The sequence below is a fragment of the Terrihabitans aquatilis genome (assembly GCF_052542005.1).
Window position 1 is genome coordinate 1 of sequence record NZ_JBOCUO010000003.1, and the last position, 16,389, is coordinate 16,389.

The 16,389-nt window shown below is 61.1% G+C and carries 16 protein-coding genes; 7 read left to right on the forward strand and 9 right to left on the reverse strand.

The annotated features are described in order from the left end of the window. The 4 genes from ACQ6S1_RS11035 to minE form a co-directional block, all read left to right on the forward strand. Window positions 1–202 (forward strand): hypothetical protein (locus ACQ6S1_RS11035; RefSeq protein WP_445041274.1); only part of this gene is annotated, 202 nt, incomplete at its 5' end. Between the two features lie 131 nt (window positions 203–333). Then, window positions 334–1,017, forward strand: coding sequence for a septum site-determining protein MinC (gene minC, locus ACQ6S1_RS11040; protein ID WP_445041275.1), 684 nt, complete (start codon window positions 334–336; stop codon window positions 1,015–1,017). 21 nt (window positions 1,018–1,038) lie between these two features. Next, a complete protein-coding gene (gene minD / locus ACQ6S1_RS11045; protein ID WP_445041276.1) occupies window positions 1,039–1,857 on the forward strand; it encodes a septum site-determining protein MinD in 819 nt (272 codons plus the stop codon). Then, window positions 1,854–2,129: a cell division topological specificity factor MinE gene (gene minE / locus ACQ6S1_RS11050; RefSeq protein WP_445041277.1), complete on the forward strand. Its 276-nt coding sequence runs from the start codon at window positions 1,854–1,856 to the stop codon at window positions 2,127–2,129. The genes minD and minE overlap by 4 nt, the downstream gene beginning before the upstream one ends. Window positions 2,130–2,216: 87 nt before the next feature. Here minE and ACQ6S1_RS11055 read toward each other — a convergent pair whose 3' ends face one another. The 5 genes from ACQ6S1_RS11055 to ACQ6S1_RS11075 all read right to left on the reverse strand — a co-directional run bounded on the left by ACQ6S1_RS11055 (window position 2,217) and on the right by ACQ6S1_RS11075 (window position 6,005). Continuing rightward, window positions 2,217–2,471 carry an HPr family phosphocarrier protein gene (locus ACQ6S1_RS11055; RefSeq protein ID WP_445042000.1) on the reverse strand — a complete coding sequence of 85 codons (255 nt, stop codon included), beginning with the start codon at window positions 2,469–2,471 and terminating at the stop codon, window positions 2,217–2,219. A gap of 74 nt (window positions 2,472–2,545) precedes the next feature. Beyond that, window positions 2,546–2,947, reverse strand: coding sequence for a PTS sugar transporter subunit IIA (locus ACQ6S1_RS11060; protein ID WP_445042001.1), 402 nt, complete (start codon window positions 2,945–2,947; stop codon window positions 2,546–2,548). Between the two features lie 46 nt (window positions 2,948–2,993). Beyond that, complete coding sequence (locus tag ACQ6S1_RS11065) at window positions 2,994–3,497, reverse strand: HPr kinase/phosphorylase (protein WP_445041278.1); 504 nt, start codon at window positions 3,495–3,497, stop codon at window positions 2,994–2,996. Further along, window positions 3,494–5,278 carry a sensor histidine kinase gene (locus tag ACQ6S1_RS11070; protein ID WP_445041279.1) on the reverse strand — a complete coding sequence of 595 codons (1,785 nt, stop codon included), beginning with the start codon at window positions 5,276–5,278 and terminating at the stop codon, window positions 3,494–3,496. The genes ACQ6S1_RS11065 and ACQ6S1_RS11070 overlap by 4 nt, the downstream gene beginning before the upstream one ends. 19 nt (window positions 5,279–5,297) lie before the next feature. Further along, on the reverse strand, window positions 5,298–6,005 hold the full coding sequence (locus ACQ6S1_RS11075; protein WP_445041280.1) for a response regulator transcription factor: 708 nt from the start codon (window positions 6,003–6,005) through the stop codon (window positions 5,298–5,300). 169 nt (window positions 6,006–6,174) lie between these two features. Here ACQ6S1_RS11075 and ACQ6S1_RS11080 point away from each other — a divergent pair, with 169 nt between their 5' ends. Beyond that, window positions 6,175–6,939: a HugZ family pyridoxamine 5'-phosphate oxidase gene (locus ACQ6S1_RS11080; protein ID WP_445041281.1), complete on the forward strand. Its 765-nt coding sequence runs from the start codon at window positions 6,175–6,177 to the stop codon at window positions 6,937–6,939. Here ACQ6S1_RS11080 and ACQ6S1_RS11085 read toward each other — a convergent pair. After that, window positions 6,914–8,338, reverse strand: a complete 1,425-nt coding sequence (locus ACQ6S1_RS11085) for a sodium:proton antiporter (RefSeq protein WP_445041282.1) — start codon at window positions 8,336–8,338, stop codon at window positions 6,914–6,916. The two genes, ACQ6S1_RS11080 and ACQ6S1_RS11085, sit on opposite strands and share 26 nt — an antisense overlap. A 3-nt stretch (window positions 8,339–8,341) precedes the next feature. Next, on the reverse strand, window positions 8,342–10,651 hold the full coding sequence (locus ACQ6S1_RS11090) for an ATP-binding protein (RefSeq protein WP_445041283.1): 2,310 nt from the start codon (window positions 10,649–10,651) through the stop codon (window positions 8,342–8,344). A gap of 263 nt (window positions 10,652–10,914) precedes the next feature. Here ACQ6S1_RS11090 and ACQ6S1_RS11095 point away from each other — a divergent pair, with 263 nt between their 5' ends. Further along, a complete protein-coding gene (locus tag ACQ6S1_RS11095; RefSeq protein ID WP_445041284.1) occupies window positions 10,915–13,710 on the forward strand; it encodes a phosphoenolpyruvate carboxylase in 2,796 nt (931 codons plus the stop codon). After that, window positions 13,710–14,534, forward strand: a complete 825-nt coding sequence (gene blaOXA, locus ACQ6S1_RS11100; RefSeq protein WP_445041285.1) for a class D beta-lactamase — start codon at window positions 13,710–13,712, stop codon at window positions 14,532–14,534. The genes ACQ6S1_RS11095 and blaOXA overlap by 1 nt, the downstream gene beginning before the upstream one ends. Window positions 14,535–14,544: 10 nt before the next feature. Here blaOXA and ACQ6S1_RS11105 read toward each other — a convergent pair whose 3' ends face one another. Together ACQ6S1_RS11105 and ACQ6S1_RS11110 are read right to left on the reverse strand one after the other, a co-directional pair. Then, the gene (locus tag ACQ6S1_RS11105) at window positions 14,545–15,711 is read right to left on the reverse strand and encodes a GGDEF domain-containing protein (protein ID WP_445041286.1); all 1,167 of its coding nucleotides are present in this window, start codon (window positions 15,709–15,711) and stop codon (window positions 14,545–14,547) included. A 108-nt stretch (window positions 15,712–15,819) separates the two neighbouring features. Next, window positions 15,820–16,287, reverse strand: coding sequence for a YaiI/YqxD family protein (locus ACQ6S1_RS11110; RefSeq protein WP_445041287.1), 468 nt, complete (start codon window positions 16,285–16,287; stop codon window positions 15,820–15,822). Window positions 16,288–16,389: the final 102 nt, after the last annotated feature.

Here is a 16,389-nt window from a genome sequence, read left to right on the forward strand (position 1 = left end):
ATGTTCAGTGAACATCGTCTTCCATAAAATGGCAGAAGCAATTTCACCGCTTGCGCGGTTGGTGTTGCTCACCGTTTTCAGAAGGTTTCGGCCAGCGAAAGTCAGTGCCGGCGTCGATGAGTGGCTATCTAAGGAATGGGTCCGAGACTGTCAAGCGCGCTTTTGCAAAAACGTCAAAACCGCTGGGAGTGGCGTCATCTAATGCGGGCGGAACTGACAATTATCCACAATGACCCGTCAGCGCTCTCGAATTAATCCCGAGCTGTATCGATGTTAACGTGTCGTTAACCATGCACATTCTTAATCACTAACGGATCATTAAGGACATCTGATTTGGCTGCCGCTTCCATTCATCCGGGTCTGCGATTTCGTGGGAAATCATACCTGGCGCTGGTGCTGGCTCCGACCCTTCCCTTGGAAGACTGGTTAAAGGAGCTGGTGGAGCTGGGGACGCGATCGCCGGGCTTCTTTTCTTCCCGCTCCGTGGTTCTCGACGTGACGGGCCTGCCTTTGTCGGCGGCGGAACTCGCATCTCTTCTGTCCCGGCTCTCCGAACACGGCATTCGGCCGATGGGGATTGAGGGGGCGCAAGATGTGGCCAGTTTGCCGGGCATGCCGCCGTTTCTTGCTGGGGGCCGGACGACGGCCGATATCGAGATGCCCAAGTCGAAAAAGCGTGCAGCGCCGGCTCCAGCATCCTTGACGGTCGATGCCGTCCGCTCGGGTCAGAGCGTTATTTTTCCTGATGGGGATGTGACGATCATTGGGTCAGTGGCGTCTGGAGCCGAGGTTATCGCGGGCGGCTCGGTTCACGTTTACGGGACGCTTCGGGGGCGTATCATTGCCGGTGCTTATGGGAACGCCCATGCCCGCATTTTCTGCCGGAAGCTCCAGGCGGAATTTTTGGCGATCGACGCGGTCTATCTGACTGCCGAAGCCATAGACACATCTCTTGCAGGCCAGCCCGTCCAGGCTTGGTCGGAGCACGAAGCGATCAAGCTTGCGATCCTGCGCTGAATTTTTTGGGGGAAGTACGCCATGGGCGAAGTAGTCGTGGTCACGTCGGGTAAAGGCGGAGTCGGAAAGACGACGACGACCGCCGCCTTGGGAGCGGCATTGGCGGCTTCGGGTGAGACGGTCGTCGTGATCGACTTCGACGTCGGTTTGCGCAATCTGGACCTCATTCTCGGTGCCGAGCGCCGCGTGGTCTACGATTTCATCAACGTCATTCAGGGGCATGCGAATCTGTCCCAAGCGCTGATCCGCGATAAGCGGATTGAGACGCTGTATCTGCTGCCGGCCTCCCAGACGCGCGATAAGGACGCGCTTACGGAGGAGGGGGTCGAGAAGGTCATCAACGAATTGCGCGAGCGATTTGATTGGGTGATTTGTGACAGTCCGGCCGGCATTGAACGCGGCGCCGCGCTCGCCATGCGTCATGCGGATCTCGCGGTTGTGGTCAGCAATCCGGAAGTTTCGTCGGTCCGTGATTCGGACAGGATCATCGGACTGCTGGATGCGAAGACAGAGCGCGCCGAGCGGGGCGAGACCATCCCGAAATACCTCCTGCTGACACGCTATAATCCGGCGCGCGCCAGCCGTGGTGACATGATGGCCGTCGACGACGTGCTGGAAATCCTCTCGATTCCGCTTCTAGGCATCATTCCGGAGAGTGAAGAAGTGTTGCGGGCCTCGAATGTCGGCGCACCGGTCACCTTGAGCAGCCCCACGAGCAAGCCGGCTGTAGCTTATGCGGAAGCAGCCCGTCGCCTGCGTGGAGAAATGATCGGAGACGTCACTGTTCCAGTGGAAAAGCAGAGCCTCTTCGGCAAGCTCTTCGGACGGAGGGCGGCATGAACATCCGCAGTTTCTTCGCCCGCCGCACGTCAGCTACCGCCGCCCGGGATCGACTGCAGATTTTGCTGGCGCACGAGCGCAACGGTGGTCGCGCTTCGGAACTCGTGGCGACGCTGCGTGAAGAGATCATGGCTGCAATTGCCAAGCACGTGGCCATCGATCAGACGCGTATGAACGTCAATATGAAGCGAGAAGATTCGGTTTCGATCATCGAGATCGATTTCGAGGTTCCCGAAACGGTTCTTGCCCGGGCAACCGCCGTCGCGGGCTGAATTCCTGGTACGGCGCCGTGCGAATAACGCTTTGGCGCCGTACGGCTCTGTTCCTAGACGCACTGAATAGCCCGGAATAGTCGTCAATTATTCCTCTTCGCCGAATTTATCGCCGATCAGCGCAGTTAGTGCGTTTAGGCATTCCCTAGCCTCTAGGCCCTCGGCGGTCACGGTAATCGTGCTCCCTATGCCGGCTGCCAGCATCATCAGGCCCATGATCGACGTGCCGCCAACCGTTTCGCCATTGCGGGTGACGGTGACCTTCGCCTCATAAAGCTCCGCGCACTGAACAAATTTGGCCGAGGCGCGAGCATGAAGGCCGCGCTTGTTCACGATCGGCAGATCACGAGTGAGGGCGCCCGTGGTAGGAGGAGGCGCGGAGGACGTGCGTCCGGAGGGATTGAACGGAGGCACTTTTACTTGCCGGCCAGAACCCGGCTGGCGACGGAAATGTATTTCCGTCCCGCTTCCTGAGCCTGTGCCACGGCTTCGGGCAAAGGCAGTTCGTCACGCACCGAAACCAGCTTGATGAGCATCGGAAGATTTATTCCGGCGACGACTTCGATCTTGCGCCCATTCATGCAGGAGATGGCGAGATTGGAGGGCGTGCCCCCGAACATGTCCGTGCATACGACCACGCCACCGCCTGATTCGACGCGGGCGCAGGCGTCCATGATGTCTTGACGACGATTTTCCATATCGTCTTCCGGACCAATCATGATGGCTTCGATTTGACGTTGAGGGCCCACGACATGTTCCAGCGCGGAGCGAAACTCGCACGCGAGACGGCCGTGAGTCACAAGGACAATGCCGATCATACATTCCTCAGAGCGTGCCCTGTATGTCGGTACGCTCGTTCCGGCTTCAAGAGAGATCAGTGTTTCCATCTTGAGGCCCCCGCGCAAGGGATTCGTGACCATCGAACTTGAATTGGTGGTGTTCTAAAAGCGTTATAATCAAATCGAACGCAAGTTCCGGCGATGTCGCCTGAACCCGCCGAATGCGAACGCCGTCCAGCGCAATCCAATCGCTGCTCTCGTCGGGAAGGCGGGAGAATTCTTTGGCAGAACAAAGCTGAACAACGAATTCCAGAGGGGCAGACGCCCGATGTTCGACATATGCGATCCCAAGCCCGCGTATTTCCATGCGGCCTGCGATCGCACTCGGAGCCGACGCAAATAGATGGCGGCCATGCTTTTGAAGCATAACTCGGTCGTCCGAAATTAGTTCAGCCTTGTATCCATAAAGGCGGGCCCGAAGCAGCAGGATGTGAGCAAAGCGGGATTTGCCCATGCCCGAAGGTCCCGTGATCAGGATGCCTTTGCCGTCCAGCGCAACGCAGGTGGCGTGGATGCTCGGCTGGGTCACTTTCCGGGGCTCGGAAGCTGGACCGTAAAACGCGCTCCAAGAATCTTTGGCTCGCCGTCTTCGTCTTTTTCAGAGGCGGAAAGTCGGTTTGCGGCCCAGAGCTTTCCGCGATGTGCGTCGACAATCTGCTTCGATATCGACAAGCCAAGCCCTGAATTCTGACCGAATCCCTGATCCGGGCGATCCGTGTAAAACCGCTCGAAGATGCGGTCGAGCGCATCCGGGCGAATACCAGGTCCGTCGTCCTCAACCACGATCTCCACATCGTTTTTCAGCTTGGTGCAGAACACACGCACTTCCCCGCCCCTGGGCGAAAAAGAGCGCGCATTGTCGATGAGGTTGGTGATCACCTGGCTGAGGCGGGTATCTCTCCCTTGGACGACCAGAGGCTCCGTCGCCTTCGCATCTCCCTTGATGGCGAGCTTGATGCGGACATCATCATTCCGTTGCACATCATTCTGAAGCGTCACTACCGCCTCGAGAAGTTGCCCCACATTCACAAGCCCGAGGTCATGCCGCTGCAATTCTGCGTCGAGCCTTGAGGCGTCGGAGATATCGGAGATGAGCCGGTCCAGCCGCCGCACATCGTGCTGGATCACCTCAAGAAGGCGATTGCGCGATTGCTCGTTTTTCGCGAGCGGCAATGTCTCCACGGCGGAGCGAAGGGACGTCAGCGGGTTTTTTAGCTCGTGCGCGACGTCTGCGGCAAAGCCTTCAATAGCTTCCATCCGGGTGTAGAGCGCGTCGGTCATGTCGCGAAAGGCGGCCGACAAATGGCCGATCTCATCGGTGCGGTCCGAAAAATTCGGCAGGTCCGCACGGCGGTCCACCCGGCGGCGGACACGTTCGGCGGCATTGGCCAGCCGCCGCATAGGCCCCGCGATCGTGCTTGCCAGCAGGACCGAGAGCACGATCATGACCAGCGCGGCAACCAGGAAGACACGAACGATACCGGCGCGTTCAGCCTGTACGATCTTGTCAATGTCGCCGCCCTGGGTAGACAGCAGCAGCACGCCCGCAATCGAGCGGAAGCGCTGGATGGGAACCGCCACTGACACGACCATCTCGCCCTTGCGGTTGAAGCGGGTTTCCGTCGCCAGCGAACCTTGCAAGGCGCGCACCACCTCGGAATAACCCTTGCCCCCGACGATGTCCTCATAGGCCGGCATGTCGTCGTGGAAGAACCGCTCCTTGATGTCTTCGATCATGCGATGAATGAAGGGCTTCGCCGCCGTCGTCTGTGGGGACGGCAGATCGAAGCGCAGGACATCGCCCCGGCTGTACAGGCTCTGGGAATCGAGCAGGAGCTGTCCGTCACCATCATAAATTCGGGCGCGCGTCCGGGTCGGGGTTACGAGCCGCCTAAGGATGGGCGCCACGCGCTCCGGATTGATCGGGAAATCGAGGTTTTCGATGGTGTCGTTGCGTGACAGGCTCATCTCTCCGGGAGAGATGTTCATCAGCTTGTCGGGGTCTACCCATACCGAGTTCGTGTCGACCGTTGCCGACGCCGCGATCGCGCCGGCGATGATCTCGCCTTGCGTCAGCAAACTTTGCACGCGCGCGTCGATCAGGCCCGCACGAAACTGATTGAGATAAAGAATCCCCGACAGAAGCGCGACGAGGCCCGCCAGGTTCAGCACGACGATACGGCGCGTCAGGCTGGAAAAGCCGTACCGATCCAGCACACGCATGAGCCGGCCTTGCCGCCTGCGGCGACGGCGAACGGTTTGCGCGGTTTCCGATGCCAGACCCGTGCTTCCAGTGGTTTCGACCGTCATGCGGGCGTTTCGCGCGGTGTCAGGTTTCCTTGAAGCGATACCCGACGCCGTAAAGGGTTTCGATCATGTCGAAATCGTCGTCGGCCGCCTTGAACTTCTTCCGCAGCCGCTTGATGTGGCTGTCGATGGTGCGATCATCGACATAGACCTGGTCGTCGTAGGCCGCGTCCATCAGGGCATTGCGGCTCTTCACCACGCCAGGGCGTGTGGCCAGAGCCTGAAGGATCAGGAACTCGGTAACCGTCAGTGTGACCGGTTCGCCATTCCAGGTGCAGGTGTGACGCTCCGGATCCATCATGAGATTACCGCGCTCGAGCGCCTTGCCGCTGCTCTCGCCGGTCTTCATCGGGGCGTTGCCATCGCGCGCCGCGGCACGGCGCAACACCGCCTTGACCCTTTCGACCAGCAGGCGCTGGGAAAAGGGCTTCTTGATGAAATCGTCGGCGCCCATCTTAAGCCCGAACAACTCATCGATCTCTTCGTCCTTGGACGTCAGGAAGATGACGGGAAGTTCGGACTTCTGCCGCAGGCGGCGCAAGAGCTCCATTCCATCCATGCGCGGCATCTTGATGTCGAAGATCGCGAGGTCGGGCGGGTTGGCCTTCAGGCCTTCGAGGGCTGAGGCACCGTCGGTATAGGTTGAGATGCGATAGCCCTCGGTCTCGAGAGCGATCGAAACCGACGTCAGGATGTTGCGGTCGTCGTCGACCAGAGCGATGGTTGGCATGTAAGCCTCTTGTTGCCTCACCCTATAGAAAGAGGCCTTGAACGCGGCACGCATGGCCGAAATAAGGCCGGGGCTCGTCAAGAGCAGGATGGAGGAGCAACGGCTGCGAATTGACCGGTAAAACTAGCTGTTTCCCCTCAAAAATCAACTTTTGCTGATGAAAGGTCTCATGGCGATGTCTACAAGCGCAACGGATCAGTCGAACTGGGATGCCGCGAAGGTAGCACGCGAGGTGGTCCGGTGCGGTCGCAGGGCGGCTCTAGCCACGCGCGATCGTGCGTCGGGTTTTCCATACGCATCCCTTGTGTCTCTTGCGACATCGGCTTCCGGCGCACCCCTGTTGCTGCTCTCCAACCTCGCCCGCCATACCCAGAACATCGAGGCCGACAATAAGGTGTCGCTTCTGGTGGAGCGACTGGGAGAGGGAGATCCGCTCGCTGCTCCAAGGGTCACACTGATCGGGACCATCGCTCCGGATCCTGACACCGAAAATCGCCGTCGTTTTCTCGCCCGGCAGCCCTCGGCTCGCTCATACGCGGGTTTTCCCGACTTTCGGATATTCCGCCTGGAGCCAGAAAGCGCCCATCTGGTCGCGGGATTCGGTCGTATCGAAACCTTGCCACGTGAGGCCGTGATTGGGCCAATAGACGATGCCGCGACGCTTCTCGAGGCCGAGGAGGGGGCCGTCGAGCATATGAACGCCGACCATTCCGACGCGATCGCCTTGTATGCCGAAACCTTGCTCGGAGCGCCGCAGGGATCGTCCTGGCAGATCGATGGCCTCGACCCGGAAGGCTGCGAGCTCTCGTCGGGAAGCGATGTCCGTTATCTTTGCTTTCCCCAGCGGATCACGAATTCGAGCGATCTCCGAAAGACGCTGGCGGAACTTGCTCGGAAGGCGCGCGCAATCATAGACGAAAGAAGATCAGCGTAAGCAACACGAACAACGGGATAAGGATGCCGACCGACCACGCCATGTAGCCGAAGAAGGACGGCATCGGCACGCCTCGGCTTCGGGCGATGGCGAGCACCATGAAGTTAGGAGCGTTGCCCACATAGGTCAGCGCTCCCATGAAGACGGCGCCACCGGAAATCGCGGCCAGCGTCGTGGCCGCCTCAGTCATCAGGTGGCCGGCATTGCCGCCTGCGAGGTTGAAGAAGACGAGATAGGTCGGCGCGTTGTCGAGTACGCCGGACAGCAGGCCGGTCATCCAGAAGTACATGCCGTCGATCGGCTGGCCCGAGGGGGCCGTGACAAGCGCCACAAGGGGCGCGGCGGCGCCGCTCGATCCGGCCCGCAGGATCGCTATGACGGGAATGATCGTCGAGAAGATGCCAGCAAACAATTTAGCGACTTCCTTGATCGGCTCCCAGTCAAAATCGTTTCCCCGACGAACGTCGGCCGGCGTGATCCAGAGCGACACCAAAGCGAGCGCGATGATGATCATGTCCCGCGCGAGGTTCTGCAACTCGACGGGGGTTCCAAATACATTGAAGCTGACGCCGGGCTTCCACAATCCGCTCATCAGGATCGCGCCGACGACGCCTGCGAGAAGAGGCAGGTTGACGAGGCCGATCACAGCGATGCGCGGCGTGTCCGGGGTTGGGTCGGATCGCTGGGGAGCCCCCTCCTTGGCGAAGAAGTAGCGGTCCATCAGGTAGAAGAGACCGAGCAGGCTCATGACGAGAAACAAGGTTTCGGGTGCCAGATGCTGCGCGGGCCACAGGAAATGGACGCCCTGAAGAAAACCGAGGAACAGGGGCGGATCGCCAAGAGGGGTCAACGAGCCGCCGATGTTCGAAACCAGGAAAATGAAGAAGATGACGACGTGCACGCTGTGGCGGCGATTGTCGTTTGCCCGCAGCAGCGGGCGGATGAGCACCATGGATGCGCCCGTCGTCCCGATGAAGCTGGCCAGGATCGTGCCTGTCGCGAGCAAACCCGTGTTCACTCCCGGGCTGCCGTGGAGGTTTCCAACGACCAGCAGCCCACCTGAAATGGTGAAAAGAGCGAACAGCAGAATGATGAAGGGCAGATATTCCAGCAGCGCCGCATGCGACAGATCGGCAAGGGCGGTCGATGGGCCAAAGACGGCTGAATAAGGCACCAGGAACGCCAGAGCCCAGAACAGAGCAACCTTGCCGTAATGATGATGCCAGAACTGGCTGGCCAGCAGCGGAAAAAGGGCGATCGACAGCAGGACGCCGACAAACGGCACGCCCCAGAAAAGCGAGAGTTCGGAGGCATTGACAGCGGGGGTGGGTGAGGCAGCCAAGGATGGGATTGCCCACACGGACAGGATCGCGCTCAGCAACACACGCAGCAAACCCATCGATCAATCTCCTTCCGGCCGCTCTGTTGGAGATGCTTCTGTCAGGACCTCACGCACTTTCGCCGCCAATTGGTGGATCGTGAAGGGCTTCGGTATCAAATGGACGCCCGGGTCGAGGACGCCGTTATGGACGATGGCATTTCGAGTGTAGCCGGTGGTGAACAGCACCTTGAGATCGGGACGCAACGTCAGCGCCTGATCGGCCAGTTTCCGGCCATTGGTTTCAGGGAGCATAATGTCGGTGAAAAGAAGCGTTACCCCGGGTTCGGCCTGAAGGATCGCCAGAGCGCTTTTCGCGTTCTCGGCTTCGAACACATGATAACCCAGTTCCCGAAGAGTCTCGACATTGATGCGGCGGACGTTGTCTTCGTCCTCGACAAGCAGGATCGTCTCATTGCCGGTGGCAAGTTCGTTCGCCGCTTCGGCAACGTCCAGATTGCCGGCCGAACCGTAGAAACGGGGCAGGTAGATCTTCACCGTCGTGCCCTCGCCGGGCTCGCTGTAGATTTTCACATGGCCCCCCGATTGCCGGACGAAGCCATAGACCTGGCTTAACCCAAGCCCGGTGCCCTGGCTGGGGCCCTTGGTCGTGAAGAAGGGTTCGAAGGCCCGCGCCATGACGCCGGGCGTCATGCCTTCGCCAGTATCCGTCACGGCCAGCAGGATATACTGGCCCGCCGGAATTCCGTGTTCTGTGGCGTATAGGTCATCGATGTGGGCGTTGCAGGTTTCAACCGTCAGGCGACCACGTCCGCCCATGGCATCTCGCGCGTTGACCGCGAGGTTGAGCAGCGCACTTTCAAGCTGATTTGGATCAGCGTGAGAGCGCCACAAGCCACCCGCCAACACCGTCTCGACCTCGATCTCCTCGCCCAATGCGCGCGAAAGAAGTTCCGACATACCTGCCACAAGGCGATTGGCATCGATCGGTTCGGGATTCAGAGGCTGCTGGCGTGAAAATGCTAGCAGGCGATGGGTGAGGGTCGCCGCCCGGTTCGCCGCGTCAAGAGCGCTGCTTGCAAACCGCTCCACATTCAACCGTCCCATTTTGAGACGCCGTGTCATCAGATCGAGGTTACCGGTGATCACGGCGAGGAGGTTGTTGAAATCGTGGGCGATGCCTCCGGTCAGCTGGCCGACTGCCTCCATCTTCTGGGCCTGACGCAATTGCTGCTCGACGCGTTCGCGTTGCTCTGCTTCTGCGATCAGCTTCTCGTTTGCCTGCACGAGCTCAGCCGTTCGGGCGCTGACTTCCTGTTCGAGGGTGGTGTTGAAATTCCGGAGCAGTCTTTCGCGCTCGTGCAGCGAACTGTGCGCTTCCACAAGGGCATCGCCGATCTGGCGAACTTCCGGAATGATCGACTCGACGTGGGTTACAGGATCGCCCCGTCCCAGAGCGCCCGCGTTGCGAGCGAGCTGTTTCATCGGCCGCACGATGCGCCGCGCATAGAATGAGGAGACGAGGAAGGACAGAATGACGAGCACGCTGCCGACGACCGCGAACAGCAGCAGAGACTGGCGCAAGGGCGCATCAAGCACTCCCTCCGGGATCGTCACTGCCACGCGCCAGTTCGCAAAGGCGCTGCGTGCATAGGCGCCGAAGATGGGCTGGCCATTCGGCGCGTCGCCCCGCCATGTCCCCTCTCGGGCATAGGTTGCATTCAGCAGATCATCGGCCGCACGCTGCTCCACATGGGTCTCGTGCTCCTGATTGCGCACAAGGATAGCGCCCTCGCGATCGATGATGGTCACCGTCCAGGCTGCGGAGGGTTGCTCCTTCAGGACGATTTCGTGGATACGATCTACCGGCAGGCTCAGAGTGAGATAATATTTGGGCCGACCTTCCACCAGGATGGGCACGGTGACGGAGAACAGGTGTTTCCCGGAAAGGGGGCCGCGGTAAACGTTGGAAACGTAGAAGCGCGCACCCGAACTCCATGCGGCCTCCTCCCCGGCAATATGGAAGCTTGGCAAAGGCTGGCCATATGGAACGCGGCCATTGACGATCTGCTGTCCGGAAAGATCCCGCAGGATCACCGCGAGACCTTGCGAGCGCCCCAAGGGCTGGGTTTGAGCCTGGAAGGCGGCCCAGTCTCCTGTCGTGAGCAAAGGGGAAAGCGCCAGCACATCGAGGGCCGCAATGAGATTTGCAACCTCTCTGTCGATTGAAACCGAGACGCGGCGCGCGCCGGCCAACGCTTCATCCTCCAGGTGTTCGCGTGCGTTCGTCGCAAATTGGGCCAGGATGAAGCCGCTGAAGGCAAGCATCGGCACAAGCAGAGCGAGCGCAAAAAGCGAAAGCTGACGCCTCAAAACGCGCCCTCGGAATGGCAGGCCCGCGGGCAGCAGTCGGTTGAGGGGCAGGAGAGGACGATCACGGTGCAAGGAATATCGAAGCGGTCAGGGCATGCAAGCGATTCCGGCTGTTGCGGCCGTGCCTTGTGGGGAATGCGGCCCGATGCTTGCCTGTCCCATCTTTGGTCTGGCGCCGATGCTGGGTCTGTAGTACGCGCCGGGTGTCGCGGATCATTGCCGGCCGCACCAGCGGTGGGGCCTCCTTCCTGGTGGAGCAAAAGATGTTGGACCACGCCGACCACGCCGAGACGACCCGGTCTTCCGTGTCCGATCTGCTGACACTCACGGAAAATCTGCGCGAGCGTGCGGACTTAGATCCCTTTGGGAATCCCGTGCTCGCCATCGCCCTGGCCATTTCCCGCAGGATCGAAGACGGCAAGCTCAGCGAGGATGAGATTGGGCGTGTGATCGGCGTCCTGCGTGACGAAGCGTTCCGGGACCGGGCACAGAGGCTGGCGCATTATGTCGGCGGGACGAATGCCGACGCGTCGCGGCAATCCTATGAAAAGCTGGCGGGCCGGCTGACGGGTAAGGATGCCAAGCCCGGCGGCCTTACCCGCAACCGGGCCCAGTTCGAGCGGACCCGGTTTGCCGCTGTCTTCACCGCGCATCCGACGTTCTCGGCGCCTGCGCCGGTGCTGAAGGCTTTGGCAGAGCAGGCCTGTGGGCACGAGGACGTGTCCCATTTCGCATCACACCGCCCCCAGGTGCCCACGCTGGAGGACGAGTTCAACCAGGCGATCACGGCCATTACCAATGGTCGCGATGCCATCGATCAGCTGAATCTGGCGCTTCTCGCGGCCGCACGTCGTATCTGGCCGGAGGAATGGACGTCGATCGTGCCGCGAGCGGTCATTCTCGCCAGCTGGGTCGGCTACGATACCGATGGCCGCGTCGACATCAATTGGTGGGACACGCTGCGCCTGCGGTTGCGCATGAAGCATCTGCAACTGACGCGGCTGGAAAATACGCTCAGGGCTTTCCCGACGGCGGGGAAGCTGGTCGAACGGCTGGAGCTGGCGCTGCGCCGGGTCGAGAGCCAGATCGATGCAGCGCCCGATCGTGCCGACCCCGACGTGGTGGCCGATTTTGCGGCCGAGCTGATCGACGGCCGTGACGAGGCGCTCGTCGGCACGGAACCCCTGATGGATCTCTTCGAGCAGGCAATTGCCGAGGCCGATCCGGACGACCAGCTCGGCCTTTCGGTGGCGCGCGCGGGCCTGGCATCGCACGGGATGTCTCTGGCCAACACCCATGTGCGCCTTAACGCGGCACAGATCCACAATGCCGCGCGTCTGAGGCTCGGGTTGGAAGATCCGCCGGCCGACCCGTTCCGCCGCCGTGTCCTGCTGGCGGCCGTGAACAGTGCTTTGGATCGCGTTCGCCCGGTTCCAGTCGATTTCGGTGCGATTCTCGCCGAACAGGCTTCAGCCACGAAGCTGATGATGACGGTCGCTCAGATCGCCAAGCATATCGACGGTGAAGCGCCGATCCGTTTCCTCATCGCGGAAACGGAAAGCGGCTACACGCTGCTGTCGGCCCTGTGGCTGGCCAAGCTGTTCGGCGTCGAGAAGCATATCGAGATCAGCCCGCTGTTCGAGACTGCGGAGGCCCTGGAGCAAGGATCGCGCGCTATCGAGGAGGCGTTGCGCAGCCCGCATTACCGCGCCTATCTGCGCGAGACGAAGAAGCTGTCGATCCAGTTCGGCTATTCCGATTCAGGCCGGTATATCGGCCAGCTTGCCGCGACGTTTCTCATCGAGCGACTGCGGTTGAAGCTTGCCGAGCTGCTGACGAAATACGACCTGCCGGACGTCGAATTGATCCTGTTCGACACTCATGGCGACAGTATCGGCCGCGGTTCGCATCCCGGCTCGCTGGCCGACCGGCTGAAATACCTGTCGCCCTCGGCCAGCCGCGCTACCTTCGCGCGCACGGGCATCTTCCAGCGCAACGAGAGCTCGTTTCAGGGCGGCGACGGCTATCTTTTGTTCGGAACGCCGGAGCTGGCGATGGCTTCCATCGCCCGTATCGCGGAACATGCCTTCGACGTCCTGCCGACCGGGGACGATCCCATCTATCAGGAAGCCGATTTCGCGGCCGATTTCTTCGCCACTATCGGCGCGGCTATGCACGAACTCGTCGAGGACCCAGGCTATGCAGCGCTGCTCGGAGCGTTTGGCCCCGCTCTGCTCGACCCAACGGGATCACGCCCTGCCGTGCGGCAGAATGATGGGCTGACCGGCCCGACCGTGATCAAGCATCCGCGAGAGCTCCGGGCGATCCTCAACAACGCGATCCTGCAGCAGCTCGGCTGGTGCGCCAATACGCTTCAGGGGGTGGGGGCGGCTGCGGCCCGGCAGCCGGAGCTGTTTCTCGAACTCAGTACGCGCAGCCCGCGTTTTCGCCGCTCGCTCGATTTCGTCCGGCACGCGCTCCTTCATTCCGATCTCGACGTGTTGCGCGCGACGATCGCGTTGCTCGATCCCGGTCCCTGGCTTGATCGTGCCGCCCATCTGCACGACCCGGGTGACGCCAAGGATCTCGTGAGTGTCGCCCGCGCGCTTGACCGCCTGGATGTTTCGGCTCGTGTCCAGGCCATGTTCCGCCGGATCCAGACGGATTTCGTGCAGCTGCGCGCGGTTTGGCCCGATGCGCCGCGCATGAAAGATCGCGAAATGCTGCTGCATGCGCTGCGCATTGCCTTGATCCAGCGGATATGGCTGACGGCAACCGCAATTCCGGATTTTTCGCCGCGTCACGGCCTCACGCGGGACGCGCTGCAATTGCGGTTGTTGCAGCTCGAAGTGCCGCCCGCTCTTACAGCCCTCTCAGAAATCTTCCCCAACCAGGCCGATCCGACCGCCGGGCGTGATTTCGGAGAGCCGCACGGCCCGCGCGCGGCCGCATCCTACGCCAAGGAGCATCAGGCGATCTTCGAACCGATCGGCCGGAGCTTTGCCATGGTGCGGGAAATCGGCGCGGCCATCACCCACGAAGTAGGCGCGTTCGGCTGATGGCAAAAGCAACACGCCTGATTGCCTCGGCCTGTTTCTTTGCGTGTCTAGGACTATCGGCAAATCTCGCACCGGCTTCTGCCGCCACGCTTTGCACGGTTTTTGTCGATGCGGACACCGGCAAGGTGCTCACTCGGGAAGGCTCCGCCTGCGACGAGCGGGTGACCGCCGCTTCGACCTTCAAGATCGCTTTGAGCGCGATGGGCTTCGACGCCGGCTTGCTGAAAGACCTGCATGATCCCGCATGGCCTTTCAAAGAGGGATATCCGGACTGGATGCAGTCTTGGCGAACGACCACCGATCCCAGTGCCTGGATGGCCAATTCGGTCGTCTGGTACTCTCAGCAACTGACGCGCGCGCTGGGTGAGGAGCGCTTCGGGAATTACGTAAAGTCGTTTCGTTACGGCAATGCGGATGTCTCTGGTGATCCCGGAAAGCGCAACGGGCTGACGCGGGCCTGGATCAGTTCGTCTCTCAGGATCTCGCCGTTGGAACAGGCGAGCTTTCTCGCCCGCCTCGTGCGCGGCGATCTGCCGATCACCCGTCAAGCGCGAGACATGACGGAGCGCCTGATCGCCCAGTCCATGTTAGCCGGCGACTGGGCATTGTACGGCAAAACAGGGTCTGGAGCGCCCATCGGTGCTGATGGTAAGGCGGATTTCTCCCGAAGTTATGGCTGGTTCGTCGGTTGGGCGAAGAAGAAGAGCCGAACGATTGTGTTCGTGCGTCTGACGCAAGACGAGCGGAAAGAGAAAACGACAGCAGGCGTGCGGACGCGCAACGCCTTGATCCGCGAGCTGCCGGATCGTCTGAAGGGATTGTAAGCACTCAGTCTTAAGCGGACTTCAGAGCGATATCGGGGCTATAAAGTGAAATTCGGCCGCGGCCGCGCATCTTGGCATCGTAAAGCGCCGCATCGGCATCCTCGAACAGGCTTTCAACGATCCGGTCCGAATTAGGCTCCGTGATCGCGATGCCGATGCTGAGGCCGAGCGTGAAGTGCCGGTCTCGCCAGGTGAAGCGGGCGGCGGGAACGGCCCTTACAATGTCGGAGGCCAGGAGCGTGGCGTCTTCTGCAGAACATTCCGGCAGGAGTATGCAGAACTCGTCGCCGCCAAACCGGGCAAACACGTCTCCCGGCCGCAAGCGCTGCTTGATCACGTTTGCCACATGGACGAGGCAGGCATCGCCCGCAGCATGGCCGAAACCGTCATTGATAGGCTTGAAGCGGTCGAGGTCGAGGATCATCAGTCCTAGCGGTGTGCCGGTTTGCCGGGCATGCCTCAGGGCGGTGTGAAGGTGCTCCATGAGAAAGCGGCGGTTACGCAGCCCCGTCAGCGGGTCCTGCGCCGCAAGCTCGGTGAGTTCCCCTCGCAGCCGATCGACCGTCATCACGACGAGGCCGAAATTCGACACCACCATTGAGAAGATCAGCAAGGCAAGGTTCAGGCTGGCGAGATGCGCCACGGTGTTCTGATTCAGCGGCCAGTCCGTCAGGAGACTGGCATTTGCCCCGGCGACAGCCCCGTTCGCCGCAGCTCCGATCAGCAGCGCGACAGCGCTCATCGTGGCACCGAGGGAGAATGGGCGCTTTCTGAGGAGAAGGACCGCCGTCATTGCCATGGGCAGCGCCTGCGAGCCCGTGAAGAATGGGTTGCGACCCCACCAGGTATGGAACGTCAGGGCCATGGCCGCCACGCAGAGGGCGATAATGATCAAAGCTGTCCGCCACCCAGGCGGCTTGCGATGAAAGACGCGTGCGCCCATCCAGACGCTGAACAGACCGAGCAGAGCGAGGGCATTGGCCAGAATTGTGGGCAGGAAGGAGCCGCTGCCGCCATCGAGGGACAGAACGGTTCCGCTCCCGACAGCGAGCGCGGAAGACGCAAGCCAATAACGCGCGGCGGTCAGGTCGCGGTAGGTGAACGCGATCGCCCCCCAGATTCCGCAGAGCGCCAGCGCGTTGAGGAAGATGACGATATAGAGCGTCGGGAAGTCCATGACGTCCGTGTCTTAGAGACGAAGACGATGCAGCGCACCCCAATCACGGCCTTCTGTTCTCAAAACGGCCTATTTTTTATTAAAAATTATTAATGCCGATTTGCACGTTCAGGCAAAACCGGCCCGTTTGAGGCGCACGACGGCGCTGTCGAGTGCCTGGAGGAAGGCGGAGCGATCTTTCGGCGCGAAGGGGCGAGGGCCCCGCGTCTGCTCGCCGGCCGAGCGTAGATCCTCCATCAGATTGCGGGTGGCGAGCGCCATGCCGATCGACGCGGTGGTGTGGAGGCGGCCATTGTTGCCGACCACCTCAGCGCCGGATTTCAAGCATCGCGCGGCGAGCGGCACATCCTGTGTGACGACGATTGCGCCGGGCGCGGCACGTTCGGCAATCCAGTCGTCGGCAATGTCAGGGCCAGCAGGCACGGTGACGCGTTCGATCAGGGGATCGCGCGGCACGTTGATGAAGGCGTTTGCGACCACGAAGACCTTGAGACCATAACGCCCGGCAACCCGATAAACCTCGTCCTTCACGGGGCAGGCATCGGCATCGATGAAGATGATTATGGGGCCGGACATCGGTTCTCCTGAAAATGAGAAGGGCCACCCTCGCGGGCAGCCCTTCCATTGTCATACCGCGCTGCGGATCAACCGCAATCACGCAGCTCAGGCGGCAGAGAC